Origin of the sequence: Pseudomonas sp. W2I6, from assembly GCF_030815935.1 — a bacterium.
Lineage (GTDB): Bacteria > Pseudomonadota > Gammaproteobacteria > Pseudomonadales > Pseudomonadaceae > Aquipseudomonas.
In genome coordinates, this window is the sequence record NZ_JAUSXJ010000001.1 from 50,605 (window position 1) to 76,881 (window position 26,277).

Sequence of the window (26,277 nt, forward strand, 5' to 3'; positions counted from 1 at the left end):
TTGCTGGCTACTGCTTTCTTGGTAATCCGGCTTTGTAAGGCGCCACCAGATGGTTGGCGGTGTATTTCATGGTGAGCAATCAGGTCGGGTTCAACTGAAATTGATCAGCTGTTCCTGAATGGAGAGAGGAGTTGTTCTATCAGCGGAGTAGGGGCTTCTACACCGGCCTCAATGAATGTCTGTTCGGTCATCTTTGTAAAGGCAGGTTCAACTGATCTGAGTTTAGCAATGGCGTCTGGAGCAATGCTAAGAAGCTCACGAACCAAAGCCGCTGCGTTTGCGTACGGAACCTCTGGAGTATTGTATGAGTAGCTTAAAGCATGCGCGATGTAGCGCTCTGAGTAGACAGTTGCAAGTCCTTCCTCAATAACGGGCACTACGGGCGACCCGCAGGGGGACAGCAGATGTATGCATTCGTGCGCCAGTTGATAGCAAGCAGTGACCGTATTGTTGAGTGCACTCTCACTGAGCCTGATCACGATGCCTTTACCTGGTTTGGTGAACCAGAGGCAGGGGGTCACTCCCTCGAACTCTACTCCAAGCACTGTCCAGGATTGATCCCGTTGGCCGTATTCTTCCTCAGCCTTATAGAGCATGTCTCCGAGGCGACGAGCAAGTGTCAAAGAGTTTCCTTTGCTGCAGAAATGGCTGACTTCCAATGTGATGGTCCTTGAGTTGTGGTCGCTTGTGGATCTTATGCTACAGGAATCGTGCCGGGGCCCCTGTAGCGTTGGCATCGACACGGGGCATGAAACCCGCGGGACCGCGTTAGCGGCAGCCGTGCCAGCTTACTGAAATTTCAATGTTGAAATTGAAAGGATCTTGAAGAAAAGAGGGCATCGTTACCGCATTGGTAATGGTGCACGCGGAGGGTCCAAACGGTAGGGCAAATGCACGGGTGAACTGGAGTTCACCGGGTTCACCTGTTCACTAAGCTGGGTGACTTTCTGCTAACACGATCCTGCGGGTTTTATGCCCCGTGTCTTCCCGAAAGACCTAGGGTCCCCAGCAAGGTTTCTATACATAGTGCAAATAGCAGTTCGCCCCGGTTCATTACGCTGGGGGCCTTTTCGCTGACATGATAACGCGGGTTTTCTATCCCGTGCCAACTCAATTCGAAGGGGCCCGCTATCTAGCCAACGCTTAGAGCATGATCGGTCTCCATTCGCTGGAGGAGCAACACTAATGGGGCTCGGGGGGGGAGCCTAATAAAACCGTGTTACGCGTGTTACGCGTGTTACGTGTGTTACGTTTGTTTATAACTATATGATTTTAAATGGTTTATGTGGTGTTACACAGCTGTGCTTCGATTGCCGATAGGCGTGTTACATGGCAAGCAGGTGTTACATCAATCACTGCTCTACGAGGAGCGGTTTATGATGACCAGGGCGAAAAGGGCAGCTAGCCAAAAGCAGACCGTTCGGTAATGACCTATCAGGTCTACCTTGAGGTGTGGAGGTTTCTTCTGAATCCGTTGCGCTTCAAGGGGCCGCAATCAACTCTGAAGGGATAGACATGCGTGCTGTGCCGCTCTTAACGTCCGTTCAAGGGGTTCCATAGCCCCGAATAAACTGCATAGCCTGCCTATCAAAAGGTCATTACACTGGAAATCGCCAAGCGGAAGCGGAGTCAAGGAACGATGGCAAATCCAACAGAGGTACCTTTTCATACTGCACGCCAGTTGCTGGACTACTTATCCCCTCTAAACCCTATTTGGGATGTTGGAAGATTCATCTTTAGAGGTCAGCCAAGTGATGGTTACAAGCTGACACCGTCAGTGTGCAGGCGTGGACCAGGCTCATTCGCCTATGGCTCGCCAAGGAGGATTTTTGATGCCTCGACGGCTGGGCAAGTGGCCTTTGAGCTGGAAATATTGAGGAGATTTCTGAGTGGCTGTGATCGCTCAGGGCTAAATGTTCCGGGTTACACCGAACAGTTGAGCGGAATACTTGCCGATGGTTGGGGGGCGTTCCAAAGTCCGCATATCCCTTGGCCGTCTACCCAATTATACGAAATCATGGCAGTAGCTCAACACTACGATGTTCCCACTCGCCTCCTAGATTGGACTGAGAGAAGCTTTGTTGCCTGTTACTTCGCTGCCTCATCGGCAAACCTGGAGATTGATACCAGGGAAATGCCGAGGCTGGCTATCTGGGCTCTGGACACCACTCATGCGGTGCACTGGAAAACAGTGAAGGTGATCAAGACTCCGGGGGGGACGAGCAAAAATCAGGCGGCTCAGTCTGGTTTATTCACCACGCATGAGGTTAAAGGATATAACCCAGACGATTTGTACCAAGTAGAAGCGCTAGAGGATGTTGAAGAGATTTACAGCATTACAGGGAGCCACACACCACTTGTCAAAATGACCTTGCCGATTGAGGAAGCCCCCGCTTTATTAGACCTTTGCTCGCGACTTGGCGTTGATGGCTCAACGCTCTTTCCCGGATTCCATGGTGTGGCAAAAAGCGTAAGGGATTGGGCTAATGTTGAGGTTGGCGTAAGGCCGTCTCAGTCACTCATTCAGGAATATAATGAAGACAGCTACGATCCAGACTTCCATTAAATAGCAGTTGCCTGTGGGGTATTCGAAGCAATTGACTGAATCGGCCCTGATTTTCAGGATACCTCCGACGGGCTCTTTGATTAAGGCTCTATTGGAACTATAACGATATCGCCGACATAATTCATCAAAAGGGGGCAAAATGCGCATGGATGACACTAAGAGTCTGGCTGAGGAAATTGAACGGAATAATTTTATGTTGGCTGCGCTGCATCATAAATCAGCCAGGAAATCTGCTTCGGCGAAGTTAAGAGAGTACCACAAGGACGATAGAATAATCGATGCATGGGAGTCTTTAGGGAAATCTGTAATAAGCTTGTACTCAGCCTGTCGGTCTGTAGATATAGCTGAAAAAACCTCCGGCGCGTGCTCCTTAGTAGAACGTAAGGTAAAGGTTCATATATATGAGCAGCTAGGTAAAAAGATAAGATCGACAAACAAAGAAACATTTGGTAGTGGCGTTCCTGCTAAAGAAAAAATCTCAACTGAAATTACAAACTCCCTGACAAACCAGTTGTTAGGGGCAATCCAACACAATCTAGGTTTTACTAGGCTAAATACAGATTTCATACAAAAATATATATCCCTAGACTCAATAGATATAGTGCCCGAAAAAGATAGCAAAACACAACTGCAAGAGTACTGTCAGAGTGTTAAGAAGCTGTTACCCAGTTATAGTTTGCTTGAGGAGATAGGGCCCGCACACTCACGAACTTTCAAAGTTCGGGTGGATGCTTTGAACATAAGTTGTGAAGGTGCTGGGCCGTCTAAACGATTAGCAGAGCTTGAAGCGGCTGGAAAATTTATTGAAAAGTACTCAATAAGGGTGCCGAGCAAAAAAAAACCAGTAAATGCAAATAATAAAATTGATTACATTTCAGCAGCGAAATTGATGCCGCTTCCACCTAACTCCCGAAAGGTTGGGTTGATTGTAGAAAAGCTTATGCTTCCCCATTGGTCTGTAACACTGGTTGGCCTAGCCCTAACTCATCGAAGCTACAATCTTAGCAAGTCAAACTCTATCCTGGGCAAAAACAATAGTGTTTTGGCCTTTTTAGGGGCGAGCGTCTTGGAATGGATAGCATTTGATACAGTTATTAGAAATCTAAGTTTGGATAATCTATCAAAAGCAGGTGGGGTTCGAGAAGTAGTTAGAGCGCTAGTTAACGAGTCTAGTATTAGTACAATTTACGAGGAGTTACTTTCGCAAGACGCGCTTTTGCTAGGGCCTGGTGAAAAGAATTTAACTCGGGCGATTAAAAGCGAGTTTGTTCAAGCATTATTCGGCGTGTTGTTCTTGGTCAAGGAGAAAAACTTAGAGCACGCAGCAAGCCTAATTCATGAAATTCCTATATTTATAGATTACTTTATAAATAAACCTAAAAGTATGGATTTGTCTCGCGATGAGATTGTGCCAATAAAAACGGTATTTCAAGAAAAATGTCAACTATTAGGGTTGAAAGTAAAGTTTCTAACCGATGTATATAATCGTAACCAGCAGCGTATTGCAACGCCTACCATAACACTCGAGTCAGAATACCTGGATTACGCACTAAAAATGCAAGGGGAAGTACAGTCATCCAGAAATAACGATGGAAAGCCAAATGTTGTGCTGGAATCTGAGCTCGCATTGAAAAACAAAAGCATGTTCGAAGCGGTTCTGTTTAGTGAACCATTTCCCACGTTCGAGCTTAATCAGGAAAACTACGTTAAGTGGATTTTCGAGCACGCCATTAGATTGGCGGGAAATGCTGGCGAGAAAAGTGGAACGCTCAGACTTTCGAAGCTAATAAATAAAAACTTTCTAGGAGTTGGTCTTGTCAGAGAGTTAAACTTCAGAGCCTTCGAAAGCTTCATTTGCTCCACTAGTAAACTTATTGATCTTAAAGCCGACAGAAACAAGTCAGACCTTCTAAAGTACTATGGTCATGCTGGCAGGAACGTAACGTCAAAAAAACTCAAAAGCTTATCCAAAACCATTAATTATCTTGAAGCAGAACTATCTAAAGCAGATCCGCTCCAAGAGTCACACGATTTACGAGATACGGCTGCTTTCAAAAGCTTTATCTCCGAAGCAACTACTTATCGTTTAAAGGGTGGAGACATTACCCTTACTAGCCTTGGGGGCGTTCTTGAAGAGTTCGATCTTCTTCAGCGCGGCTCGGCAAACATAGTTTGCCGAGCTGATCTCATTGAAAAAATTATAGAAGTTGATGGGGCACATCTGTGCTTACTTGATGTATTGAAAGATGCATTCCCTCAGGATGGCACTATAAATATTGAAGTGGACGTTGAGAATAGCGAGCTATGTTTAACCGTTAGAGATTTTACAGAGGAAAAGCTAGAGGCTATCCTTGCGTCCTCATCATGGAGTTACTTAAAGGTAATACTGCCTATAACAAATATAATCGCATCTAAAACAACTTTTAAAATCTGCATGAGCTCCGTTATAAAAAGCGCCACTAGAAAAATATCTTTAGAGCTCTGGTGGCGATATCATTTCAAAGATCCCTATGAAGCCGCAGCAAATGACCGAATAGCTTCAATATTGCACGACGTCAAAAACAGCATTTTGGGTTATTGCTTTACTTCAGAGCACGCTAGAAACAAAAGCTCAGGGCGTGAGCGTTATTTACTTGCTGCTGATGCTAGCCGTCATTTAGATACAGCTATAGCTACGCTGCGCATCGTAAAAAGCCTGTCTGAAGAAACTGGCTCAGCAAATATATCCTCAATGAAAGTCAGTACATTTATTAAATCATTGATCAGCGAGCTTTGGTCATGGATCCCAAACTCGGTCAATTTAATTTTTTCACCTTGTGACTCGCAAATTGAAATCTTTACTGATGAGCATCGATTGCGCTCGTTAATTACCAATGTGGTAAAAAATTCAGTAGAGGCAATGAGTGGCGATGGAAGTATTTATATATCATATGATATAGATATGGAGCTTGAAGGAATGGAATTCATTGTATCTGATACCGGCACTGGCTTTACTAATGAACAGCTTGTCGCGCTTGAATCTGGCGCTCCACTAAAAACATCTAAAGACACTGGGCATGGTATTGGCCTGATGGCCGTGATGTTAATTTCCAAGGAACTAGGTGGAAACATAGCTTTTTCAAATGGCGAGAATGTAGGGGCCACTGTGAAAATCTGGGTGCCTTCGATATATAGTTATGAAGATCAAAGTGGTGAGGACTTTTTGTGATAAATATTCTCTGGGCTGACGACCAAAAAGATGTCATTGCTAGCATAGTGCGAGTTCTAGGAATGGACGACATAAGCTTCGAGCTCACAAGTGATGGCGAGGATGCGTTATGTAAGATACAAGATAAGGCTTACGATCTCGTACTTATTGACTTAGCTATGCCTCCGGGCCGCTGGGGAGGGCTATGGCTTCTTCAAAAAATTAATGATTTGAAACTCAACCTCCCATCAATTGTGGTCTCCGGGGAGGGTAGCCAAGCTGAGACGATTAAGGCACTCCGATTGGGGGCTGTCGATTATGTTACAAAAGAGAACTTGATAACTGAGCTTCCCCAGCAACTCAAACGTGCTTTAGATAAAAAAGCAAAGCAACTCGCGAGCTTGTATTCTATAATTAAGGGTGGAGAAACAGACACTGTTGAATTCAAATCAACTCTAAGAACAAACTTGCGAACAGGTTTAAAAGATCGCGAAATGGAATTCTCAGTACTGAAGACACTAACAGGGTTTCTCAATGCTTCAGGTGGAACCTTGCTAGTCGGAGTTAGCGATGAGGGAATAGTATTAGGAGTTGAAAAGGATTTATTTCCTAATACTGATAAGTTCCAACTTCATTTTTGGAATATTTTCAGGGAGGCAATTGGCACAGAGTACTCGGAATTTATTAAAGCCGAAGTAATAGAAAGTGATGAGAAATTTATATTCTCTGTACGCTGCCTTCCTAGTAACAGGCCCGTTTTTCTGAAATGGAAAGCTATAGGGCAGAGTAAGGCTGATGAGCTGTTTTATCTGAGAGTCGGCCCTCAAACAGAACTGCTTGGCATAAGACAGGCGATAACCTATATTGAAGGCCACTTTTAATATAGTGACTTTAAATTGTCTTCATCTGTCTACAAATGGGCTCAGATCGACTCGCCAGCACTAAATGGCGAGTTGAAAAAATGCTGTGCCCCAAGGCGTTTTTCAAAAATTCTTCCCTCTTGTCTAGTTTTAGTGGTTGCACTCAACTTTCGGTGTTTAGCGCACAATTTCTCCAACCTTGCGAGCTATTTTTGGCCCATTCTCGATTTACAGGGCAAACAACGTGGGCAACTGAACAGTGAATTTCAGTCCCTCGCAGAAACACGTCAGCTTTTAGCTGAGTGCGGACTTACACCCAAGGCAGCCATAGACGAGAAGCCGAAAAGATCCGAACCCTCGCTTCTAAGCGAGAGGGTCCTGCGAAGCGGAAGCTGCACGGGCTTCCGCATCTTTATCACGCTCCCTTTCTTTTGAGTTGGACGTCAATGAAATCAAGCTCTGCCTTGATAGCATCAATCGTGAGCGTCTCAACTTTAGTGTCAGTGTTTGCCCTTGCGTTGAGCTTTTTCACGCCCGCCATGCCGGCAATTATTCCCTTCAAATGCAGCTTTCGGGCCTTTAGGTAATCAGGCATCTGAGCACTGTTCTGTGGTGGTTGGTTCATGGTTAGACCGATGGTAAGCCTGAAGCAACCCGCCTTCGCCGATTGCCTCGGGCAGGATTGAGGTTAGGCCGCCAACAGGTCAAGCAGGCGGTGGGGAACGATAGGGGTAGATAGAGGTGGACAGCCAGACACAAGAAAGCCCGCACAAGGCGGGCTTCTTGAGGTGATTCATAGACTGCTGTAGACATCTATGGATCGGTACTTGGTGGCTACACAGGGACTTGAACCCCGGACCCCAGCATTATGAATGCTATGCTCTAACCAACTGAGCTATGTAGCCAAGTGGCGCGCATTATTCGCGGAGAACGGGAATGCGTCAAGCGCTTTTTTTGAAAATTTATCTACGCTATCAACTGTTTAACGGGAAACACCGGGTTTGGTGACGAGCGGTTGGGGTTTGCGCAGGTCCCAAGGCAGCGAAGATCAAAAGGTGGGAGCGGGCTTGCTCGCGAATGCGGTGTGTCAGTCAGCAGAGGTATTGGCTGGTCCACCGCCTTCGCGAGCAAGCCCGCTCCCACATTTGATCTGCGGTGTTCTGGCGTTCGCGCGTCAGGTTTTGCGCGGGTGCAGGCACTCTATCGAGCGGTCGACCATGGCCTTGGCGATTTCCAGCAGGTGCCACACGGCGAGCACTTTGGCGCGCTCGGGGCTTTGCAGTTGTTCGCCACAGTCGAGCGCGGTGGCTGAGGCGCTGTGCAGCAGGTCGGCGGTGTAGAGCAGGGAGTCTTCGAAGCTGATTTCGTCGCTGATGGCGTAGAAGTTTGTCGAGGGTTGCGGCGGGTCGGTGGGTAAGTAGTGGTCGAGCGCTCGGTTGAAGGCGGCGCGGTCTTTGGCTTGGTCACGGGGTGGATCGGGGACAATTTTAAACATGGCATAGCTCCTGATTAACTTGGAGCCGTACCGTTCGCGACTAAACGAAGGGTGGCGACTGTACGCAGGTTAGTCGACCGGCTAATCAGGAAAACCCGGCGCACCCGAAGGTGCCCTGCGCACAGCCACCATGAGACCTCATGAAAGCATGCGCCTGATATAAGTCCGGGCGACTAAACCCGATCACTGAAAACCAGCGACGGACCGAAGACTAGCCACCGACTCCCCCAGGCACAAGGCCGAAAGATTCTCTAGGAAACGTCCCGCAAATTAAAGGGATTCATCTTGCTGGCCCTTTACAAACCATGACCGCTGCATCGATTCATCTACTCGTTAGCCTGCTAACGGGATAGCCTTCCTGCACCCAAAAGTGGCACATTGTCGCACCTGCACCTGTGCATCCATCTGCTGTACGGAAAACCTCCCATGGCTCTGAGCAATTCCCAGCCCTCCGTGGCTACGACGCCTGCCGCCGGGCAAACCAGCCCGTTGGTGATGCGTGTAATCGGCGCGGTGGCGCTGGCGCATTTGATCAATGACTTGATCCAGTCGGTACTGCCCTCGATCTACCCGATGCTCAAGGCCAATTACGGCCTGACGTTCACCCAGGTCGGCCTGATCACCCTCACGTTCCAGCTCACCGCGTCCCTGCTGCAGCCGTGGGTGGGTTATTACACCGATCGCCATCCCAAGCCGTACCTGTTGCCCTGCGGAATGATCTGCACGCTGGTGGGCATCCTGATGATGTCCCAGGTGGGCAGCTTCCCCCTGATCCTGCTGGCGGCGGGGTTGATCGGCATCGGCTCGTCGACCTTCCACCCGGAAGCCTCCCGCGTGGCGCGCCTGGCCTCGGGCGGGCGTTATGGTTTGGCGCAGTCGACGTTCCAGGTGGGCGGTAATGCCGGCTCGGCCTTCGGCCCGTTGCTGGCGGCGGCGATCATCATTCCGTTCGGCCAGGGCAATGTGGCCTGGTTCGGCCTGTTCGCGGTGTTTGCGTTGTTTGTGCTGTATGCGATCAGCCGCTGGTACGCCCACCACTTGAACCTGTTCAAGCTCAAGCAAGGCCAGGCGGCCACTCACGGCCTGTCCAAGGGCCGGGTGCTGAGTGCGTTGGTGGTGCTGGGGCTGCTGGTGTTTTCCAAGTACTTCTACATGGCCAGTTTCACCAGTTACTTCACCTTCTACCTGATCGAGAAGTTCGACCTGTCGGTGGCCAGTTCCCAGCTGCATCTGTTCCTGTTCCTCGGCGCGGTGGCGGCGGGCACGTTCTTTGGCGGGCCGATTGGCGACAAGATCGGCCGTAAGGCAGTGATCTGGTTTTCGATCCTCGGCGTGGCGCCGTTCACCCTGATTCTGCCCCATGTGGACCTGTTCTGGACCAGCATTCTGAGCGTGGTGATCGGCTTTATCCTGGCCTCGGCGTTCTCGGCAATTGTGGTGTATGCGCAAGAGTTGGTGCCGGGCAATGTGGGGATGATCGCCGGGGTGTTCTTCGGTTTGATGTTCGGTTTTGGCGGGATCGGTGCGGCGCTGCTGGGGCACCTGGCAGACATCCACGGCATCGAGTACGTGTACACGCTGTGCTCGTTCCTGCCGCTGTTCGGGGTGTTGGCGATTCTGTTGCCGCGTACCAAAAAGGCCTGATACCAGATCAATCGAGTCGGGCAGATATCCCTGCTGCCCAACGCTTGCGTCAAACGGGTAAATCAACTGCTCCTGCAAAGGGTGTCGGCGTTGCGCCGGTGCCCTGATTTACGCCTACAGCGGGTTGTAGGTGGCCCGCTTCAGGTGTTCGCGCGCCCGGGACAAACGTGAGCGCACGGTGCCAATGGGGATGTCCATGGCGTCGGCGGTGTCCTGGTAGCTGCCGTCGGTCTCCAGTGAGGCGTACAGCGTTTTACGCATTTCCAGCGGCAAATCCGTGATCGCCCGCAGGGTTCTTTCGAGCTTGCGGTTGACCTCGAACTGCCAGTCCAGGTTGTTGTTGTCTTCCTGCCCATGCCACAGCGCCTCATCGAACTCGCAATGCACCGGCTTGGCATACATGCGCCGAAAGTGATTGCGGATCAGGTTCTGGGCAATCCCGCACATCCACGTGCTGACGGTGGCCTGGCCGCTGAAGCGGTCTCGGCTGCGCCAGGCCTCCAGGTACGTCAGTTGCAGAATATCGTCTGCATCTTCCGGGTTGAGTACGCGTTTATGAATGAAGCGCCGGAGTTTCTTGTGGTGGTCTTCCGACAGGTTCTGGATGGAGCGGTGCGGGTCAGGTGTAAGGTGAACTAAAACATCGATAGGGATATCCATGATTTTTTCCTCAGGGTAGACACGGTCGAAATGATTTCGACGGGAACCCTCTTAGCACTGCCTGTGCCAAGGGAAAAAAATTCATAAGCAATTGATTTATATAAATAAATATCTTGTTTCCAGGCTTTTTTGTGCAAGGTTTTGCACAAGTGGCTACGGGCGCGTGCCGATCTTTTCACATGCCCGGTATCGTCGATAAACATGGAACCGTAACGGGATTGCCAGCCACACAAGGAAACGAAACTTCCTGTCCAGGCATCTCCATGAAACTTGATCCTTCTATTGATGTGCAAAAAAACCAGAGCCTGGATCAGCCTGTTCCAGCGAGTATTGATAACCCGCCAGTTCGCCAGGCACCCGCCGGGACGGCGGTCGACAATTTCGAGGCGCTGTTCGGCCTGGAGGTTGAACTCAACAGCAAGGCCTTGAGCCGGCGTATGTTGGGGCTGGGCGTGACGCCTGTGGCGCAGTTGACACAACTCTATGAGCAACTGGGCCATCCCGCTCAGGCAACACTGGCGACCATTGCGCGCTCCATCAGAGTTCAACTGTTGCTCAAGCCCAGCCTCGAGAAGTTGCTGGAGCTGACAGGAAACGACCCGGCCCGTACGTTTGTCGTGCTCAAGCAGGTGGCTGCGCAGGCACAAGCTGAAGCGCGTACCTCCGAGGCGGCGCTGGCCAGCGATGCCCTGGCGCGGCTGGAGGTCCGCTTCAAGCCGCAGATCCAGGCCGGCTTGAACATCGCGCAGGCCTTGCAGGCAAGCAGTGACGACCCGAGTTTGCGGCAGGCGGTACGCAGTGTGTATTACGCCAGCGTGGTCGCCCGGCAATCGCTCGCCAGCATGATGCAGGCGCTGTTGGGGTTGTTCGGTGGCGATGAGTTTGGCCGCGGGTTGAAATTGATGCGTCGGGCCCTGGCAGACGACATTGCGGCGTATTGCCCTTCGCTCCCCACCGCCCAGCTGCGCACCTTGCTGTTGGGGTTGAGCAGTTGTGGTCAACTGGGCAGTGTGCTGGCCAGCTGCCGTGACTTGATCGATCGGCTGGCCGTATTGCACCCCGAAATTGATCGGGACACCGTAGCGCTGCTGCAGCGCATTCTCGGTTACGCGGGCACGGGCATCGCGTCTGCCGAAGTCCAGCGCCTGGCCTGCGAGTTGGGTGGGCCGGCATCATCCGTCCAGATTGTTTCGCTCAATGCCCTTTACCCCGTGCTCGGGAGCCTGCCCCTGGCGTTGTGGCGCGACAGCAAGGGCCGCCAGGAAGCGTTGCACAATTTCATGGTGGTAATGGATGAGTACGCTCGCATCGAACGAGGCTCCCGGCATGTCGGCGCGCTGCCGATAAACCACTCATGAGTGCGCTGCGGGCAGTCAACGCGATACTGCTCAAGGTTGCACAACGCGCCGAGGTGCTGGGTGCGGTCGTGATCCTGGGCATTGTGTTCATCTTTATCGTGCCGTTGCCGACCTGGCTGGTGGATATCCTGATTGCCGTCAACATTTGCATTTCGTGCCTGTTGATCGTGCTGGCGCTGTACCTGCCCGGGCCGCTTGCGTTTTCCTCGTTTCCGTCGATCCTGCTGTTGACCACCATGTTCCGCCTGGCATTGTCGATTGCGACCACGCGCCTGATCCTGCTGGAACAGGACGCCGGTGACATCGTGGAGGCCTTCGGCAACTTCGTGGTGGGGGGCAACCTGGCGGTGGGGTTGGTGATCTTCATGATCCTGACCATCGTCAACTTCCTGGTGATCACCAAGGGTTCGGAGCGTGTCGCCGAAGTGGCGGCGCGCTTCAGCCTGGATGCCATGCCCGGCAAGCAGATGTCCATCGACAGCGACTTGCGTGCCGGCCTGATCGATGGTGGACAGGCGCGCGACAAACGCGAGCAGTTGTCCCGTGAGAGCCAGCTGTTCGGGGCGATGGACGGGGCCATGAAGTTCGTCAAGGGCGATGCCGTGGCCGGGCTGATTATCGTGGTGATCAACTTGCTGGGCGGGTTCAGCACCGGCATGTTCCAGCATGGCATGAGCGCCGCCGACTCCATGGCGCTGTATTCGGTACTGACGATTGGCGATGGCCTGATTGCGCAGATTCCCGCACTGCTGATCTCCCTGACCGCCGGCATGATCATTACCCGTGTAGCACCGGCCGGGGCGAATAAAGGGGCCAATAACATGGGCGCCGAAATCGCCCGGCAAATGACCAGTGAGCCCAAGAGCTGGATCATTGCTTCGATCGGCATGCTGGCTTTTGCAGCGCTTCCGGGCATGCCGACGGTGGTCTTTATCCTCATTTCGCTGATGACGGGCTCGCTGGGTTATTACCTTATGCGTCAGCGTCAAAAGCAGGACGCGCCCGCAGATGCGGCGGCTGACGCCGTCCCGGCGGAGATAAACGGTGACGAAGACTTGCGCGCCTTTGATCCATCCCGGCCTTACTTGCTGCAGTTTTCATCGGGCCTGCAGGGCTCTGACCGAACAGGCCAAGTGGTTCATGGCATTCGCCAGGCCCGAAACCGCCTGGTTGCCCATATCGGCCTGACACTGCCGCCCTTTAACGTCGAGTTTATTCCCGCCTTATCCGACGATGAGTTTCGCTTTTGCGTGCACGAAGTCCCTGTGATCAAAGCTACCTTCGGTGATCGGGTAGCGGTGGAATCGGCGGCGCTGGGCGTCGAGCCACAAGCAGGTACCCAGGGTCTGGCGGAGCGAGACGAGCAAGACTGGTTATGGTTGGCGCCCGATGATCCGCTGCTCGACGATGCACAGCTTGAACGCCATACCGCCCATGACTTGATCATCGAGCGCATGACACGCGCGATGCTGCTCAGCGGGCCGCAGTTTCTCGGTATCCAGGAGTGCAAGTCGATTCTCAGCTGGCTCGAGTTCAACCAGCCGGAGCTGGTTCAGGAGCTGCAGCGGATCATGCCGCTTTCGCGCTTCTCTGCCGTGTTGCAGCGCCTGGCCAGCGAGGGCGTTCCGCTGCGCGCGGTGCGGTTGATTGTCGAGTCGTTGATCGAGTACGGCCAGCATGAGCGTGAAGCGGATGCCCTGGCCGACTATGCGCGAATCGCCCTCAAGTCGCAGATTCTGCACCAGTACAGCGAAGCTGATGGCCTGCACGCCTGGTTGTTGTCACCGCATACCGAGAATGTCCTGCGCGAGGCGCTGCGCCAGACCCAGACCGGGGTGTTCTTTTCCCTCGACAACGACAGCAGTGCGACGCTGGTGAGCTTGCTCAAGCAAGCCTTTACCGTGCGGGCCAAGAGCAAAAGTGTGCTGCTGGTTGCGCAAGACTTGCGCAGCCCCTTGCGGACATTGCTTGTGGAAGAGTTCAACCATGTGCCGGTGTTGTCGTTTGCCGAGTTGGGCAGTTCGTCGAAGGTCAAGGTGCTGGGGCGGTTTGACCTGAGTCAGGACGATCTGCTGCGTGGGGCCGTGGCATGAGTACTGTTTTGGCGATTGCGCATTGCCTTGAAACGGACGGTGCTGCGTGGGGCCGGTTGGTCCGTGCGGCCATGAGGGCCTGACAATGTTTGAGCTACGAGTACTCGATGGTATGCACCAGGGGGCGGCGCTGCCGTTGTTCGGCGAGCAGTGGAGCATTGGTGCGCACCCTGACGCTGACCTGGCGCTATACGACCCGGGCATTGCCGAGCGTCATGTGCGATTGCAGTGTGTTGACCAGCGCTGGTCGGTGCAGGCCGAGGGAGGGGTGATGCAGGATGCCGCCGGCCTGATCCTGGCGCAGATTGCCGACCTGGCACTCAACACGACATTTTCGATTGGCAACGTTCGGCTCTGCGTCACCCGCGCCGACCAGCCCTGGCCCCAGCCGACGGTGACTGCCGAACAGGCGCCCACGCCTGCGGCCGAGCCCCTCGTGCCGCTGAAGCTTTCTTCAATTTCGAGCACGCAGCAGAAACGCTTGATCAGCCTGGTCGTCGTCGTTGCGGTCATCATCACCGCGCTGGGCATGACCACTAGCGGTGACCGCGAAGCCCAGGCGTCGTTGATGTCACCGGTGATCCGCAAGAACGAGCTGGTCTCACCTTTCGAGGTGCGCCAGCAGTTGCTCAGGATGCTCAGCGAGCGCGAATTGATCAACCGTATAAGCATCCAGTTGGTCAATGACCAGGTGCTGCTCGACGGCGATGTACTCCAGGAAGACATGGAGTTGGTATCGCGCATGCTCAGCCGGTTTGGCGAACAGTTCGATACCGCGGTGCCGGTGATGAGCCGGGTCAGGACTCGCGACGGAACGTTCCCTTTCAAGATTTTGCAGATTGTCGGCGGCCCCAACGGTCACGTGGTTCTGGAACAGGGGAACCGACTGTTTGTGGGGGATGAAGTGGACGGCTTGCGACTGGTGCTGATCGATAACACCAAAGTGGTGTTCGACGGTAAGCAACGCTTCGAGGTGCGCTGGTGAGCCGTGACCTGCAAGCCCGTCTTGAGGCCTGGGAGCAACGCCAGTCGAGTGCGCTGGCCAGCTTCGCACCGGTGTCGGTGCGCGGTCGTATCCAGCGGGTGAACGGCATGTTGTTGCAATGCCGGCTGCCCCAGGCGCGCATCGGTGATTTGTGCCAGGTCGAAAAGTCCATCGGTGAATACATGCTGGCGGAGATCATCGGTTTCGACCAGCAGGATGCAGTGCTCAGTGCGTTGGGCAATCTTGAAGGCGTGCGCGTGGGTGCCAGTGTGCAACGCCTGGGGGTGCCACACCGGGTGCGGGTCGGCGACGATTTGCTCGGCCAGGTGCTCGATGGGTTTGGCCGGCCGATTGCGGGCGATGGCCCCAGCGCCTTTGTGGAGGCCGACATCGCAGAGGCGAGCACGGTGTTGTGCGAGGCGCCGTTGCCTACCGAACGCCCGAGGATCAGCCGGGCGTTGTCCACCGGCGTACGCTCGATTGATGGATTGATCACGCTGGGAGAAGGGCAGCGCGTCGGCCTGTTCGCCGGCGCGGGCTGCGGCAAGACCACCTTGTTGGCCGAGATCGCCCGAAACGTCGAGTGCGATGTGATCGTGTTCGGGTTGATTGGTGAGCGCGGACGCGAGCTGCGGGAATTTCTTGACCATGAGCTGGATGATCAATTGCGCGCCAAGGCGGTGCTGGTGTGTGCCACCTCCGACCGCTCAAGCATGGAACGCGCCCGCGCGGCGTTCACTGCGACAGCGCTGGCCGAAGGGTTCCGGCGCAAGGGCCAGCGGGTACTGCTGCTGATTGACTCCCTGACCCGATTTGCCCGGGCCCAGCGTGAAATCGGCCTGGCCGCGGGCGAGCCCCTGGGCCGCGGCGGCTTGCCACCGTCGGTATACAGCCTGATGCCGCGCCTGGTGGAGCGGGCCGGGCTGACCCGTGACGGAGTGATTACCGCCATCTACACCGTGCTGATCGAGCAGGACTCGATGAACGATCCGGTAGCGGATGAAGTGCGCTCCCTGCTCGACGGCCACATCGTGTTGTCACGCAAGCTGGCCGAGCGTGGCCACTACCCGGCGGTGGATGTGCTGGGCAGCCTTTCGCGGATCTTGAGCAACGTCGCCACGCCCGAGCATATAAGGGCGGGCACCGCCTTGCGCCGCTTGTTGTCGGCGTACCAGCAGATCGAACTGATGCTCAAGTTGGGCGAGTACCAACCCGGCAGTGATGCCCTGACCGACCTGGCGGTGGACAGCCGCCAGGCCGTCGATGGCTTTCTGCGCCAGGACCTGCGTGAGCCGGCCGCGATGGCGATGACGCTGGACCAATTGATGGAGTTGACCACCGATGTCCCTTTCTGAAATCGATACCTTGCGGCGTTTGCGCAAGCACCGGGCTGACCGGGCGGAGCGCGCGCTGCGTGCCGCCAAAAGGCAACAGCAAGCGCTGCTGTTGCAGATCCGGCAGGCGGCGGATGCCCTTGAGCAGACCCGGCTGGACGAAGCCCGGAAAACCGCTGAGTTGCTGAGCAAGCATCAAGGGCAAGTGATCTCGTTCCAGGACATCAAGTCCTGGAATGCCCAGGAGCGCACCTTGTCCGCCGACACTCGCCGCGAAGAAGGGCAGTTACATGAGCTGCACGGCCAGCGCGATGAGCAGTTGATCCACATCGACAGCGCGCAGAAGCAGGTTACCCAGTGCTTGCGCGAGGTTGAAAAACTCCAGGAACTGTCCCTTTTGTTGGGGCAGGAAGAAGCCGTGCAGGAAGAAACATGACGCAAGTTCCAGTGAACAGTCCTGAGCGCCCGCGTCCGGGTGAGCCTCGGGATGAACGTGAACCCGGCCCGGGGGCGATAGTGCCATGGGAGCACGGACGGTTATTTGCCCAGCTGTTTGGCAGCGATGATGAAGGGGGCGGTTTCGGTTCCGCCCTACCGGGAACCCCTGCATCAAGTCATGCCGCGATGATCGCGGCCATGACCGAGCAGTTGGTACCGCGGATTCACGCCGCTGTCCAGTGGCCTTTGCACGCTGTGCTTTACCTGCCGAGCCTGGGGCGGATCAACGCCAGCGTGCGCCGCGAGCAAGGTACCTGGAACGTTGAGCTGGAGGCGCAGGAAGAGCGCACCGCGCGCTGGCTGCCTGGGGTGCGCCAGCACCTTGAGGACGGGCTGGCCGGCGCGTTGGCGCAGCCTGTCACCGTACACCTGGCACATGTGGACCCGGCATGATCATGCCGTTTTTAACCTTGCCGGTGGTCAGCGGCGCCAATGTCGCGGCGCGGCGCAGGCTGGGGCGCGGCTTGCGCATGGCGTTTCAGGTCGCGGGGCAGAACGGGGAACTGTTGATGGAACCGGGCCGTGCCCCCGCAGGCGTCAAGCCGCTGTTTTTCGAGAGCGCCTGCGGGGTGCTGGCTTTCGCCGAACCAGGGCCGCTGTTCAGCCTGCTGGGGGAGTGCCCGGTGACGCTGGCAGAGGCCGATAACGATCCAGACTCGTGGTTCTGGGAACTGTTCCAGCACCACCTGAGCCCGCAGGTGCGGGGGCTGTTTGGCTTCCTGCGTTTGCTGCCGGCGCCCAGGAAATTGAACTTCGGTTGTCGCTTCACGGTGACGCTGGGGAAGTCCAGGGTCGTGGGTTACCTGTGGCTGACTCCTGAGCGCTTGCTGGCACTGTGCGAGGCCGGTCCGTGGCAGTCGATAGCGGGGCCATTGCCGGCGTCGTTCCAGTTGGCAGTGGCGATGACCCTGGGCCGCCTGAAGCTATCCATCACGCAATTGAGCGGTGTCCGTGCCGGTGACGTGGTGATGCTTGAGCAACCCTTTTTCGATGTGCAGGGCAATGGTCACCTGTATGTCGGCAAGCACCGGCTGCAAGGGTGCATTGATGATGAATCCGGGCCGTTGTGCCTGACGCTTGTTTCGATCGAGGAAACGTCCGTGGACGAGGATTTTGCAACATCGCAGTACCCGGGGGATGAGCTGGATGAACCGGTAGTGGATGTCTTTGGCCACGAGCCTTTCGATGAGTTGAACATGGCCCTGACGGTACGTTGTGGCACCCTGAACCTGACCCTGGGCGAACTGCGCAATCTCGCCCCCGGTGCGGTGTTGGGCATTGCCGGGTACGCGCCGGGCATGGCCGGGCTTTATTACGGCGACAGGCCGATAGGGCAAGGGCAGTTGGTGGAAGTAGATGGGCGCCTTGGTTTGCAGTTGTCCCGCGTGATTTTTTCGCGATGACATTTCAGGGGGTCGACCCTCTTGTCCTGGCGCTGTTTTTAGGTTCGTTGTCGCTGATGCCAATGCTGCTGATCATCTGCACATCGTTCTTGAAGATCGTGATTGTGCTGATGATCACCCGTAACGCCATCGGCGTGCAGCAGGTACCGCCGAGCATGGCCATCAACGGAATAGCGCTGGCTGCGACACTGTTCATCATGGCGCCCGTGGGGTACCAGATTGCCGAGAACGTCAAGGCCTCGCCCGTGGACACGAGTAGCGTGCAAAGCCTTCTGGAAACCGGGCAGGCGGCCATACAGCCGTTGCGCGCGTTCATGCTGCGCAACACCGATGCAGATGTGTTGACTCACCTGCTGGAAAACAGTGCGCGCATGTGGCCGCCTGAAATGGCGCAGAGCACCCAGCGCGAAGACTTGATCCTGCTGGTCCCGGCCTTCGTGCTGTCGCAACTGCAGGCGGGGTTCGAGATCGGCTTTCTGATCTACATTCCGTTCATCGTCATCGATTTGATTGTGTCCAACCTGCTGTTGGCCCTCGGTATGCAGATGGTCTCGCCCATGACCATTTCGCTGCCGCTCAAACTGCTGTTGTTCGTCATGGTTTCCGGTTGGTCGCGGCTGCTCGACAGCCTGTTCCTTTCTTACCTCTGAGTGCCCTATGGAACCGATCGTGCTGTTCAAGCAGGGCATGTTGCTGGTGGTGGTGCTGTCGGCGCCGCCGCTGATCGTGGCGGTGGTCGTCGGTGTGTTGACGTCGCTGGTGCAGGCCCTGATGCAGATACAGGACCAGACGCTGCCCTTTGGCATCAAGCTGGTTGCGGTGGGCATCACGCTGATTTTGACCGGTCGCTGGATTGGCGTGGAGCTGATCCAACTGATCAACCTGATGTTCGACATGATTGCCCGCTCGGCATTGAACTGAGGGCCTGCGTGTGCTGCTTTATCTTGAATTCCTGCCCAGCCTGCTCGTGGCCATGGCGCGCATTTATCCCTGTGCATTTCTGGTGCCTGCGTTTTGTTTCCAACATATACGCGGCATGCCCCGCCACATCATCGTGATGGTCATGGCGTTGATTCCGGCGCCCGGCATTCATGCCGTCCTGGCTGCCAAGGATTACTCCGCGCTGATGATCAGCGGGTTGGTACTCAAGGAAGCTGCCCTGGGGTTTTTGCTGGGGATTCTGTTGGCCATGCCGTTCTGGATGTTCGAGTCAGTGGGCGCACTGCTGGATAACCAGCGGGGGGCTTTGGCGGGTGGCCAACTCAACCCCTCGCTGGGACCGGATGCGACGCCGATCGGGCACCTGTTCAAACAGTTGGTGATTTATTTGCTGATTGCCGTCCTGGGCTTGAGCGTGCTGACCCAAGTGATCTGGGACAGCTACCTGATCTGGCCGCCAACCGCCTGGTTGCCGCTGCCGGCGGTCAATGGGTTCAGTGTATTCATCGGGCTGCTGGGCGATACTTTTACCCACATGATGCTGTATGCCGCACCGTTTATTGCCGTGCTGCTGTTCCTGGAGTTCGGCTTCGCCTTGTTGGGCCTGTACAGCCCGCAATTGCAAGTCTCTACCCTGGCAACGCCGGTCAAGAGCCTGGCGGGGCTGGTTATCCTACTGCTGTACTTCCCGCTGTTGCAGGACTTGATCGTCGGGCGCATGGCGCAGTTGGGAGACCTCAAGCATTCCCTCGGCCTGATGTTCAGGGGCTCGGGACATGAGTGATTCGGGTGAGAAAAAACACGCGGCCACGCCCAAGAAACTCACGGATCAGCGCCAGAAAGGCCAGGTCGCCCAAAGCCAGGACGTCGGTAAGCTACTGGTGTTGACCGCCCTCAGCGAAATCGCGTTGTTCACCGCCGAAACCAGCATGCAGCGCTTCCAGCAGTTGCTGGTGATGCCCATGTCACGTTTCGGGCAGCCCTTTGTGCGGGCGCTGGAGGAAGTGCTGACGGAAGGCTTGATCGTGTTTTTTTCCTTCGCCTTGCTGATGGCCGGACTGGCGATCACGGTGAAGTTGATCAGCGGCTGGATTCAGTTCGGTTTCCTGTTTGCGCCGGAAAGCCTGAAGCTGAATTTCAGCCGTCTCAACCCACTCAGCCAGGTCAAGCAGATGTTCTCTGCCAAGTCAGTGACGAACCTGTTGATGGGGTTGGCCAAGGCGCTACTGCTTGCGCTGATTTTGTACGTGGTGATCAGGCCGTCACTAGGGGCCTTGATCAATCTGGCCACCAGCGACCTGCAGAGTTACATCCTCGCGCTGATCATCCTGTTTCGCCATCTGCTGCACGCTTGCCTGGGATTGCTGCTGGTCCTGGCATTGATCGACATGGCGCTGCAGAAGCACTTCTTTGCCAAGAGCATGCGCATGACTCAGGTCGAGGTGGTCAAGGAATACAAGGACATGGAGGGCGACCCTCACGTCAAGGGGCAGCGCCGCGCCCTGGCCCAACAGCTGGCCCAGGAGGAGCCGAAGGTCAAGTTGCCCAAGCTGGAGGAGGCCGACATGTTGGTGGTCAACCCGACGCACTTTGCTGTCGCGCTGTATTACCGGCCGGGCAAAACGCCGCTGCCGCTGCTGGTGGATAAAGGCACGGATGCCGAGGCCCGGAAACTGATAGACCGGGCCAAGGCGGCCGATGTGCCGGTGATCCAGTGTGTATGGCTCGCGCGCACGCTGTACGAGAAGAAGCTTGGGGCGAACATTCCCCGGGAGACGTTGCAGGCGGTAGCGTTCCTCTACCGCACCCTGCGTGAGCTCAATGACGAGGCCAAGCGTGAAACGCTGGAGTTTCCGGAGCTTAAGCAACGTTAACGGTAGCGGTGCACGTCCAGCATATCGAGGCAGCCCAGCGAAAGCAGCTTGCCGATGATGTCATCTGCCTCCTCTGCACCTGCCGGCAGCGCGTGCCAGATCACCAGTGCATCCCTGGCATCGAGACAGGCAAAGCAGCCGTCAAACGCCACCGCCTGTTCAAAAAGCCGCTCCAGCACCCGTTCCAACTGTCCGGCTTCCAGCGCTCCACGGTCGACCAGCAACGCAAGCCCGGGTTTACCACCGGCCTTTAACCGGCACACGCTTATGCCCGGGCCGAGGGACAGGTGGGCGTCCTTGCCGCCCACCAGGTTATCCAGGAATACCTGGCGAGACGACGTATCGTTCGGCCCCATGGAACTTACCGTTCCAGTGAGATCGTTTGATAGTCGGAGCGCTCGCCGGCAGGGCCCGATTCGACGCGCATCTGCGGCGGCCACCAGACCACCAGCTTATCGGCGCCCGATTGCGGGCGTGAACAGGAGTCGCCCTTGCACGTCGGCGTACAACCAACGATAAGCAGGGCCAGGCCGAGGAGGGTGAGTAGGCGTTTCATGGCGCGTTCTTCCGGGTGGGGGTGATCAGGGAGGGGCGGGACACACCGATGTGTTCATCTTTGACCACGGGCCGCATGGCGATAAATACCTCCGCCTCTTCTCCCGGCTTGAGCCAGGCACGTGGCCAGACGCTGACGGCCAGGGTCTGGGAGTTGCTGCATTCTCTTTCATCGATGCGCACGTTACGGTTGAACTGATTGCGTATCACCACCACGGCCACATTGAACTGCGGGCCTGCATACCATTGGCTGCGTTCGGTGTTCAGGGCCAATAGCTCGCGGGTGCTGCACAAGGTGTCCAGGCCCAGTGGCATGGGCGCGGCCTTGAAGGCCGTGGGTACTTGCCCGCTGACGAGGTGAGCCAGGGTGCTGGTGATGTCGCTGCGCTTGATCACCGGTTGATGCTCGGCATACCGCCGGGCCAATGGCTTGAGTGCGGCCTGCAGTTCGGCTTGATCCTCCTGGGGCAAGTAGCGTGAAGGATCAGCCTGATCGCCGATCACGCGCGGCGTCAGGATAAACAGGCGTTCGCGCCGGTTGTTCTGGCGCTCGGAGGAAGAAAACAGGGCCTTGCCCAGCAGCGGAATGTCTCCCAGCAGAGGGATCTTGCTTTGTTTGTCGGTGCTTTCAGTGACATGGAAGCCACCGACCACCAGCGAACGTTTTTCCGCCATGACCGCCTGGGTGCTGACTTTGCCGCGGCGTACATCGGGGCTGGTGCGCGCGGGGTTGGACTCGTCGAAGTTACCGTCCTCGATATCCACCACCAGGTGGATCTGGTGATTGCCGCGGGTAGTGATCACCCTCGGAACCACCTGGAAGCTGGTGCCGACCGTGATGGGCAGGATGGTTGCAGTCTCGGTGCCGGCGGTGAGGTATTGGGTGCGGTTGAAATCGATCACCGCCGGCTGGTTTTCCAAAGTAAGCACCGACGGGTTGGACACCATGGTCGCCAGGCCACGTTGCTCCAATGCGCGAATATCGGCGTTGAAACGATCACGGTGCTCGATCGACAGCTGTGATGAAGACCCGGGCGCCATGTTCACGCCACCCCGGAAACGGCTGTTTTGAAAACCCCATCTAATCCCGAATTCCCGCAGTTGAGTGCGCTCGATATCAAGAATTATCGCATCGATTTCCACCAGCTTGCGGGCTACGTCGAGCTGGCTGATCAGCTCACGGTACATCGCCTGGCGCTCCGGCAGGTCGTAGATCAGGATGGCGTTGTTGCGCACATCGGCTTCGACTCGGATTTTGCTGGTGGAGACCGGTGCCCGAGGGGTGAGTGACATGCCGGTGTCTGCCGGCCCCGGGTTCATCGTCTGACCGAGCATTTGCCCCAGCATCGGGTTACTCAGGCGCGGAAATACCGGGGTTATGGGTGAGGGTTGGGAGGCAGAGGGAGGGCGTGGGCTCATGCCTGAAAGCGTCGAGGCCGTGCGAGGTTCCAGCAGCCCCCGCAGCATGCTGGCAACGCCTGGGATGGTCAGTTTCTCGCCGCGATAATCAATCTGGCGGTCCGCCGCATTGGCGAACTTCAGCGGGTAGCTGAGGACGCTCTGCTTTTCATCCGGGGACTTGCGCTGGCTGCTGAACTGCTTGATCTGTTCGATATAGCGCTTGGGCCCGGAGACCAGTACGACGCCGTCCTCAGGCAATTCGCCCCAGCCGAAGCGGCTATCGAGCAAGCCTATATCGGTGAGGGCCTGCTTGAGGTCGGCGATGGTCTCGGAGGAGACCTCCAGGCGTGCAGATTCCTGTTGGTCCAGGGTGCTGACGTACAGCGTGTTGTTGTACAGGTACCACTGGAAGCGGTGCTCTACGCCGAGCCTGTCGAGAAGCGATTGTGGGGTATTGGCGCGTATCTTGCCGTTGACGTTGCCTTCGAGGAGGCCGTCGATTTGCAGTTGGGTGCCGAAGGTCTGGGCGAAGTCTTCCAGCACATCCCGCAGAGGCTTGTGTTCGGCCTCATAGGCATAGGCGGTGTTTTTCCATTCGCTGGGGACGGCGGCCAGGGTGCTTTCCAGGGGCGCCAACAACCAGGGCATGAGGATCAGGTAGCGCCAACGGGCAGGCTTTACGGCGGCGGCAGGCGAATTGACGCGCAAGCGGATGTGCTTGTCGATCTTGTTAGGCATTGAGAATTCTCTGTTTTAGTGACGCAGCGACCGAAGCGAAGTAGGCCTAAGTTTCCGGGCTGGGCTGGCAAGGTGCGCAACAATGCCCCGCCAGGTATCACGCTGGTTCAGCAGGGTTTCGAGTTTGCCAAGCAGGTGGGGCAGGGCACAGTCGCCAGGGAGTTTTTGAAGCAGCCAAAGATGACCAGTCATTGCTTCCTGCGCCAAGGCACCCTGGAAATGCCTCAGACTTTCCAGTCCGAGGCGCATCCACGCCTCCAAGGCTCTTTTGTCGACCCGATGGTGGGTCAGTTGAACACTGATCAAAAAAGCTTGTTGGTCGCGCCGCACCTTGATTTCGTCATTATCTTCAAACAACGTGATCAGCGGTTCGCTGCTACTCAACCAACGACCGAGTAACGCTTCCACTCACTGTATGCCTTCGATAACGGTCTTGGCTGTTTCGCTCATGTAATTGGTGTAGGTGGAACTGGCTGATAACGTGGCCGCGAGGAAGAGTTTTTCGTCATTCATTGCCGCCAGGGCTTCGTCGTTGTTCAATCCATCGCGTTCTATCTTTTCAAAGCGCTTTTGCGAATTTTCCAGTTGCCTGTAGAGATTCGCTTGCAGGCGATAATCAAAGCTCATTGGTTTTGCTCCAGAGGATGTTACGTTCTGTGTGGCTCGACGCGTGATTCCAGTTCCACGGGTATTTCGTTAAACGTCAGCGCTCGTTGAACCGCAGCCCCTGCGTGTTATTGGGTTGAACCCGACGTGCCGGAATTCCATAGGGTTTCCACCATCGAATCCCAGTCGATCCGAAATCCACCTTCGGGCGTTTCCAGAATGAGCATTTGAGGTGCGATGTTCTCCTCGGTGCGCAGTGTCCAGGGAAGGTCTGTGTGCCTGCTCAGCCACTGGTCTACGTTTTTACGGTCCAATGGATTGCAGAGCAGAGTGGCTTCGATTCGCGGGACCTGGGTGGCCAGTAATTGCTTTAGCAGGACGCTCAGGCGTTGGGGGGAGACTGTTTCCTCCAGCAGGTTACGAATGGCCAGGCTGGTGATGGAGGCGGCAATGGGTTCAATGTTGTCGCAGATAGCCTGGCGTTCAATCTCCCAGCGTTGCAACTGAGTGTTGGCGCGTTCCCAGAACTCACGGCAAGCATTTGCGTAAAGTATTTCGCGCTGCTCTTCGGCCTGGCGTAGTAGTTCGCGCGCTTCGGCTTTGGCGCGAATAAGTAATGTGCCCGCCTGAGCACAGTCGATAAGCATCTCTCGGGCAATCAGGGTTTGTGGCAGGTCCTGGCCTTTATTCAGCTCAATTTTACGTCGGCATAACATGCAGGTTGTTTGCTCCTGATCAGGGCCACGCGTGATCATTCGTGATGGCGGTAGCTCGCCAGATGACGGCTCGCCACAGAGTATCCAGCCGACCATGACGGTCGGGCAGGTTGGAGTATCTCTCCAGGTCGACTACCCGTTCATTCGCAAAGCCAAGTCGTAGGCGTTGCCATACCGCAGGCTCAACCCAGGCGCGCAGGTACTGCAGAGGATCGTCTGTGTTCAGTACCCGTGAGTCCGCAGGGAGCGCTTTGGCAAGGCGCTGACACCAGAGGTATTCATCCTCCTCCAGCAAGTGGTCGCGTACAGGCTGGCAGACACTGCCGATCAGCGTCAGCATGCGGTCGCGTTGTGGTGGGGAGGCTTGCACCAGGTGCAGCAAGGCAGGGGAGGGTGAGGGTGGCAGGCAGGGGGTGATGGCCAGTGCGGTGCTCACTCGTTCATGCCGGCTGCGACATAGATCGGTCGAGGCGATATATGGTCTGAGGACCTCCCAGTCACACGCTGGCGTTTCCCATGGGCGGGCCCACCATCGAACCCACGCCAGCTGATTACTCATGAACAGACGGGTTTAGTGAGGCATGAGCCGGTACGACAGATGAGTCGTGTTGTTGATTCACCCCCCGTTTGCGCCAGATAAACGCGCCAGCCCCCGCAAGCGTCAATATGATGAGGAATGCGGTAAGACTCATGCGCCAGAAACCGAGATCGTTATCCTGAACCAGGAACGGACCAAAATAGGTCAGACGTTGCTGCTCCAGATACGCCGCGGCGGGGACAAACACTACGGTTAATTTTTGAGTGTTTTCTACAGCAGCTGCCATGCCGGGGATACTGCTGGCCACCATCCTGCGTACTCGGGGTCGGATATTATCAGGCTCAAGTCGTGGATCATGTTTGATGAACACCGAGGCTGATGCCGGTTGTACGGGTTCACCCGGGGCAATCCGTTCGGGGAGCACGACATGGACTCGAGCGACGATGACCCCGTCGATGTTCGACAAGGTTGCCTCCAGCTCCTGAGACAATGCATAGATGTAGCGGGCACGTTCTTCCAGCGGTGTTGAGATAACGCCTTCTTTACGGAAGATATCGCCCAGGGTCGACCGGGCCAGTTTTGGCAGGCCAGCGGCCTCGAGCGTCCGGACCGCCCTGCTGATGTCCGACGCGTTGACGCGCACAACAACGCCGTCTTTGGCTGGCACTTTTTGGGCCCGGATTTGTTTATCCGCGAGTTCTGCAACAACCTCATTAGCCTCCTGTTCGGACAGTCGGCTATGGAGTTCTACTTTTTCACCGCAACCGGCCAGCAGCAATGCCAATGATAAAACTAATGGGGTGGTGATCCAGCGGAGCATGACTTAC

27 protein-coding genes and 1 tRNA gene are annotated in these 26,277 nt (G+C 55.9%); 16 read left to right on the forward strand and 12 right to left on the reverse strand.

Annotated elements, in window-relative coordinates:
* Positions 1-104: 104 nt before the first annotated feature.
* Complete coding sequence (locus tag QF039_RS00225; RefSeq protein WP_307516484.1) at positions 105-659, reverse strand: hypothetical protein; 555 nt, start codon at positions 657-659, stop codon at positions 105-107.
* A gap of 980 nt (positions 660-1,639) precedes the next feature.
* Here QF039_RS00225 and QF039_RS00230 point away from each other — a divergent pair.
* From QF039_RS00230 to QF039_RS00240, 3 genes are all read left to right on the forward strand, one after another.
* Positions 1,640-2,566, forward strand: coding sequence for an FRG domain-containing protein (locus tag QF039_RS00230; protein ID WP_307516485.1), 927 nt, complete (start codon positions 1,640-1,642; stop codon positions 2,564-2,566).
* 145 nt (positions 2,567-2,711) lie between these two features.
* A complete protein-coding gene (locus QF039_RS00235; RefSeq protein WP_307516487.1) occupies positions 2,712-5,774 on the forward strand; it encodes an ATP-binding protein in 3,063 nt (1,020 codons plus the stop codon).
* On the forward strand, positions 5,771-6,634 hold the full coding sequence (locus QF039_RS00240; RefSeq protein WP_307516489.1) for a response regulator: 864 nt from the start codon (positions 5,771-5,773) through the stop codon (positions 6,632-6,634). Before QF039_RS00235 ends, QF039_RS00240 begins: the two co-directional genes overlap by 4 nt.
* A gap of 394 nt (positions 6,635-7,028) precedes the next feature.
* On the opposite strand, the gene QF039_RS00245 is transcribed toward QF039_RS00240, so the two are convergent.
* The 3 genes from QF039_RS00245 to QF039_RS00255 all read right to left on the reverse strand — a co-directional run bounded on the left by QF039_RS00245 (position 7,029) and on the right by QF039_RS00255 (position 8,108).
* Complete coding sequence (locus tag QF039_RS00245; protein WP_307516490.1) at positions 7,029-7,238, reverse strand: hypothetical protein; 210 nt, start codon at positions 7,236-7,238, stop codon at positions 7,029-7,031.
* Positions 7,239-7,441: 203 nt separating this feature from the next.
* Positions 7,442-7,518: transfer RNA gene (locus QF039_RS00250), tRNA-Met, on the reverse strand.
* 269 nt (positions 7,519-7,787) lie between these two features.
* Complete coding sequence (locus QF039_RS00255) at positions 7,788-8,108, reverse strand: DUF6124 family protein (RefSeq protein ID WP_177068010.1); 321 nt, start codon at positions 8,106-8,108, stop codon at positions 7,788-7,790.
* Between the two features lie 426 nt (positions 8,109-8,534).
* On the opposite strand from QF039_RS00255, the gene QF039_RS00260 reads away from it, so the two are divergent.
* Positions 8,535-9,752 carry an MFS transporter gene (locus QF039_RS00260; protein ID WP_093201834.1) on the forward strand — a complete coding sequence of 406 codons (1,218 nt, stop codon included), beginning with the start codon at positions 8,535-8,537 and terminating at the stop codon, positions 9,750-9,752.
* A gap of 114 nt (positions 9,753-9,866) precedes the next feature.
* On the opposite strand, the gene QF039_RS00265 is transcribed toward QF039_RS00260, so the two are convergent.
* Complete coding sequence (locus QF039_RS00265) at positions 9,867-10,412, reverse strand: RNA polymerase sigma factor (protein WP_003208348.1); 546 nt, start codon at positions 10,410-10,412, stop codon at positions 9,867-9,869.
* A 263-nt stretch (positions 10,413-10,675) separates the two neighbouring features.
* On the opposite strand from QF039_RS00265, the gene sctW reads away from it, so the two are divergent.
* From sctW to sctU, 11 genes are all read left to right on the forward strand, one after another.
* A complete protein-coding gene (gene sctW / locus QF039_RS00270) occupies positions 10,676-11,770 on the forward strand; it encodes a type III secretion system gatekeeper subunit SctW (RefSeq protein WP_008430704.1) in 1,095 nt (364 codons plus the stop codon).
* The gene (gene sctV, locus QF039_RS00275) at positions 11,767-13,863 is read left to right on the forward strand and encodes a type III secretion system export apparatus subunit SctV (RefSeq protein ID WP_307516493.1); all 2,097 of its coding nucleotides are present in this window, start codon (positions 11,767-11,769) and stop codon (positions 13,861-13,863) included. The genes sctW and sctV overlap by 4 nt, the downstream gene beginning before the upstream one ends.
* Before the next feature lie 85 nt (positions 13,864-13,948).
* Entirely contained in the window at positions 13,949-14,848 is a 900-nt protein-coding gene (locus QF039_RS00280) for an FHA domain-containing protein (protein WP_307516494.1), read from the forward strand.
* Positions 14,845-16,203, forward strand: coding sequence for a FliI/YscN family ATPase (locus QF039_RS00285; protein WP_177055670.1), 1,359 nt, complete (start codon positions 14,845-14,847; stop codon positions 16,201-16,203). The genes QF039_RS00280 and QF039_RS00285 overlap by 4 nt, the downstream gene beginning before the upstream one ends.
* On the forward strand, positions 16,190-16,618 hold the full coding sequence (locus QF039_RS00290; RefSeq protein WP_003208357.1) for a YscO family type III secretion system apparatus protein: 429 nt from the start codon (positions 16,190-16,192) through the stop codon (positions 16,616-16,618). The genes QF039_RS00285 and QF039_RS00290 overlap by 14 nt, the downstream gene beginning before the upstream one ends.
* Entirely contained in the window at positions 16,615-17,073 is a 459-nt protein-coding gene (locus QF039_RS00295; RefSeq protein ID WP_307516498.1) for a type III secretion system HrpP C-terminal domain-containing protein, read from the forward strand. Before QF039_RS00290 ends, QF039_RS00295 begins: the two co-directional genes overlap by 4 nt.
* A complete protein-coding gene (locus QF039_RS00300) occupies positions 17,070-18,083 on the forward strand; it encodes a FliM/FliN family flagellar motor switch protein (RefSeq protein ID WP_008430697.1) in 1,014 nt (337 codons plus the stop codon). Before QF039_RS00295 ends, QF039_RS00300 begins: the two co-directional genes overlap by 4 nt.
* Positions 18,080-18,733: a type III secretion system export apparatus subunit SctR gene (gene sctR, locus QF039_RS00305; RefSeq protein WP_003208361.1), complete on the forward strand. Its 654-nt coding sequence runs from the start codon at positions 18,080-18,082 to the stop codon at positions 18,731-18,733. The genes QF039_RS00300 and sctR overlap by 4 nt, the downstream gene beginning before the upstream one ends.
* A gap of 7 nt (positions 18,734-18,740) precedes the next feature.
* Positions 18,741-19,004, forward strand: a complete 264-nt coding sequence (sctS, locus tag QF039_RS00310) for a type III secretion system export apparatus subunit SctS (protein ID WP_003208363.1) — start codon at positions 18,741-18,743, stop codon at positions 19,002-19,004.
* 10 nt (positions 19,005-19,014) lie between these two features.
* Entirely contained in the window at positions 19,015-19,806 is a 792-nt protein-coding gene (gene sctT / locus QF039_RS00315; protein ID WP_003208364.1) for a type III secretion system export apparatus subunit SctT, read from the forward strand.
* The gene (gene sctU, locus QF039_RS00320; RefSeq protein ID WP_307516504.1) at positions 19,799-20,896 is read left to right on the forward strand and encodes a type III secretion system export apparatus subunit SctU; all 1,098 of its coding nucleotides are present in this window, start codon (positions 19,799-19,801) and stop codon (positions 20,894-20,896) included. Before sctT ends, sctU begins: the two co-directional genes overlap by 8 nt.
* On the opposite strand, the gene QF039_RS00325 is transcribed toward sctU, so the two are convergent.
* From QF039_RS00325 to sctC, 3 genes are read right to left on the reverse strand one after another with little or no spacing between them, the layout of a single operon-like run.
* Positions 20,893-21,252, reverse strand: coding sequence for a transcriptional regulator (locus QF039_RS00325; RefSeq protein WP_102368120.1), 360 nt, complete (start codon positions 21,250-21,252; stop codon positions 20,893-20,895). The two genes, sctU and QF039_RS00325, sit on opposite strands and share 4 nt — an antisense overlap.
* 5 nt (positions 21,253-21,257) lie before the next feature.
* Positions 21,258-21,452, reverse strand: coding sequence for an HrpT family type III secretion system protein (gene hrpT / locus QF039_RS00330; protein ID WP_003208370.1), 195 nt, complete (start codon positions 21,450-21,452; stop codon positions 21,258-21,260).
* On the reverse strand, positions 21,449-23,590 hold the full coding sequence (gene sctC / locus QF039_RS00335; protein ID WP_307516507.1) for a type III secretion system outer membrane ring subunit SctC: 2,142 nt from the start codon (positions 23,588-23,590) through the stop codon (positions 21,449-21,451). The genes hrpT and sctC overlap by 4 nt, the downstream gene beginning before the upstream one ends.
* 72 nt (positions 23,591-23,662) lie before the next feature.
* Between sctC and QF039_RS00340 the strand changes: the two genes are divergently transcribed.
* Positions 23,663-23,989 carry a hypothetical protein gene (locus tag QF039_RS00340; protein WP_173406097.1) on the forward strand — a complete coding sequence of 109 codons (327 nt, stop codon included), beginning with the start codon at positions 23,663-23,665 and terminating at the stop codon, positions 23,987-23,989.
* Positions 23,990-23,998: 9 nt separating this feature from the next.
* Here the strand turns inward: QF039_RS00340 and QF039_RS00345 are convergent, their stop codons facing one another.
* The 4 genes from QF039_RS00345 to sctJ form a co-directional block, all read right to left on the reverse strand.
* Positions 23,999-24,217 carry a hypothetical protein gene (locus QF039_RS00345; RefSeq protein WP_307516509.1) on the reverse strand — a complete coding sequence of 73 codons (219 nt, stop codon included), beginning with the start codon at positions 24,215-24,217 and terminating at the stop codon, positions 23,999-24,001.
* Positions 24,218-24,324: 107 nt separating this feature from the next.
* Positions 24,325-24,912, reverse strand: coding sequence for a type III secretion system stator protein SctL (gene sctL / locus QF039_RS00350; protein ID WP_003208376.1), 588 nt, complete (start codon positions 24,910-24,912; stop codon positions 24,325-24,327).
* 19 nt (positions 24,913-24,931) lie between these two features.
* Positions 24,932-25,252 carry a type III secretion protein gene (locus QF039_RS00355; protein WP_307516512.1) on the reverse strand — a complete coding sequence of 107 codons (321 nt, stop codon included), beginning with the start codon at positions 25,250-25,252 and terminating at the stop codon, positions 24,932-24,934.
* A gap of 211 nt (positions 25,253-25,463) precedes the next feature.
* Positions 25,464-26,270 carry a type III secretion system inner membrane ring lipoprotein SctJ gene (sctJ, locus tag QF039_RS00360; protein ID WP_307516513.1) on the reverse strand — a complete coding sequence of 269 codons (807 nt, stop codon included), beginning with the start codon at positions 26,268-26,270 and terminating at the stop codon, positions 25,464-25,466.
* Positions 26,271-26,277: the final 7 nt, after the last annotated feature.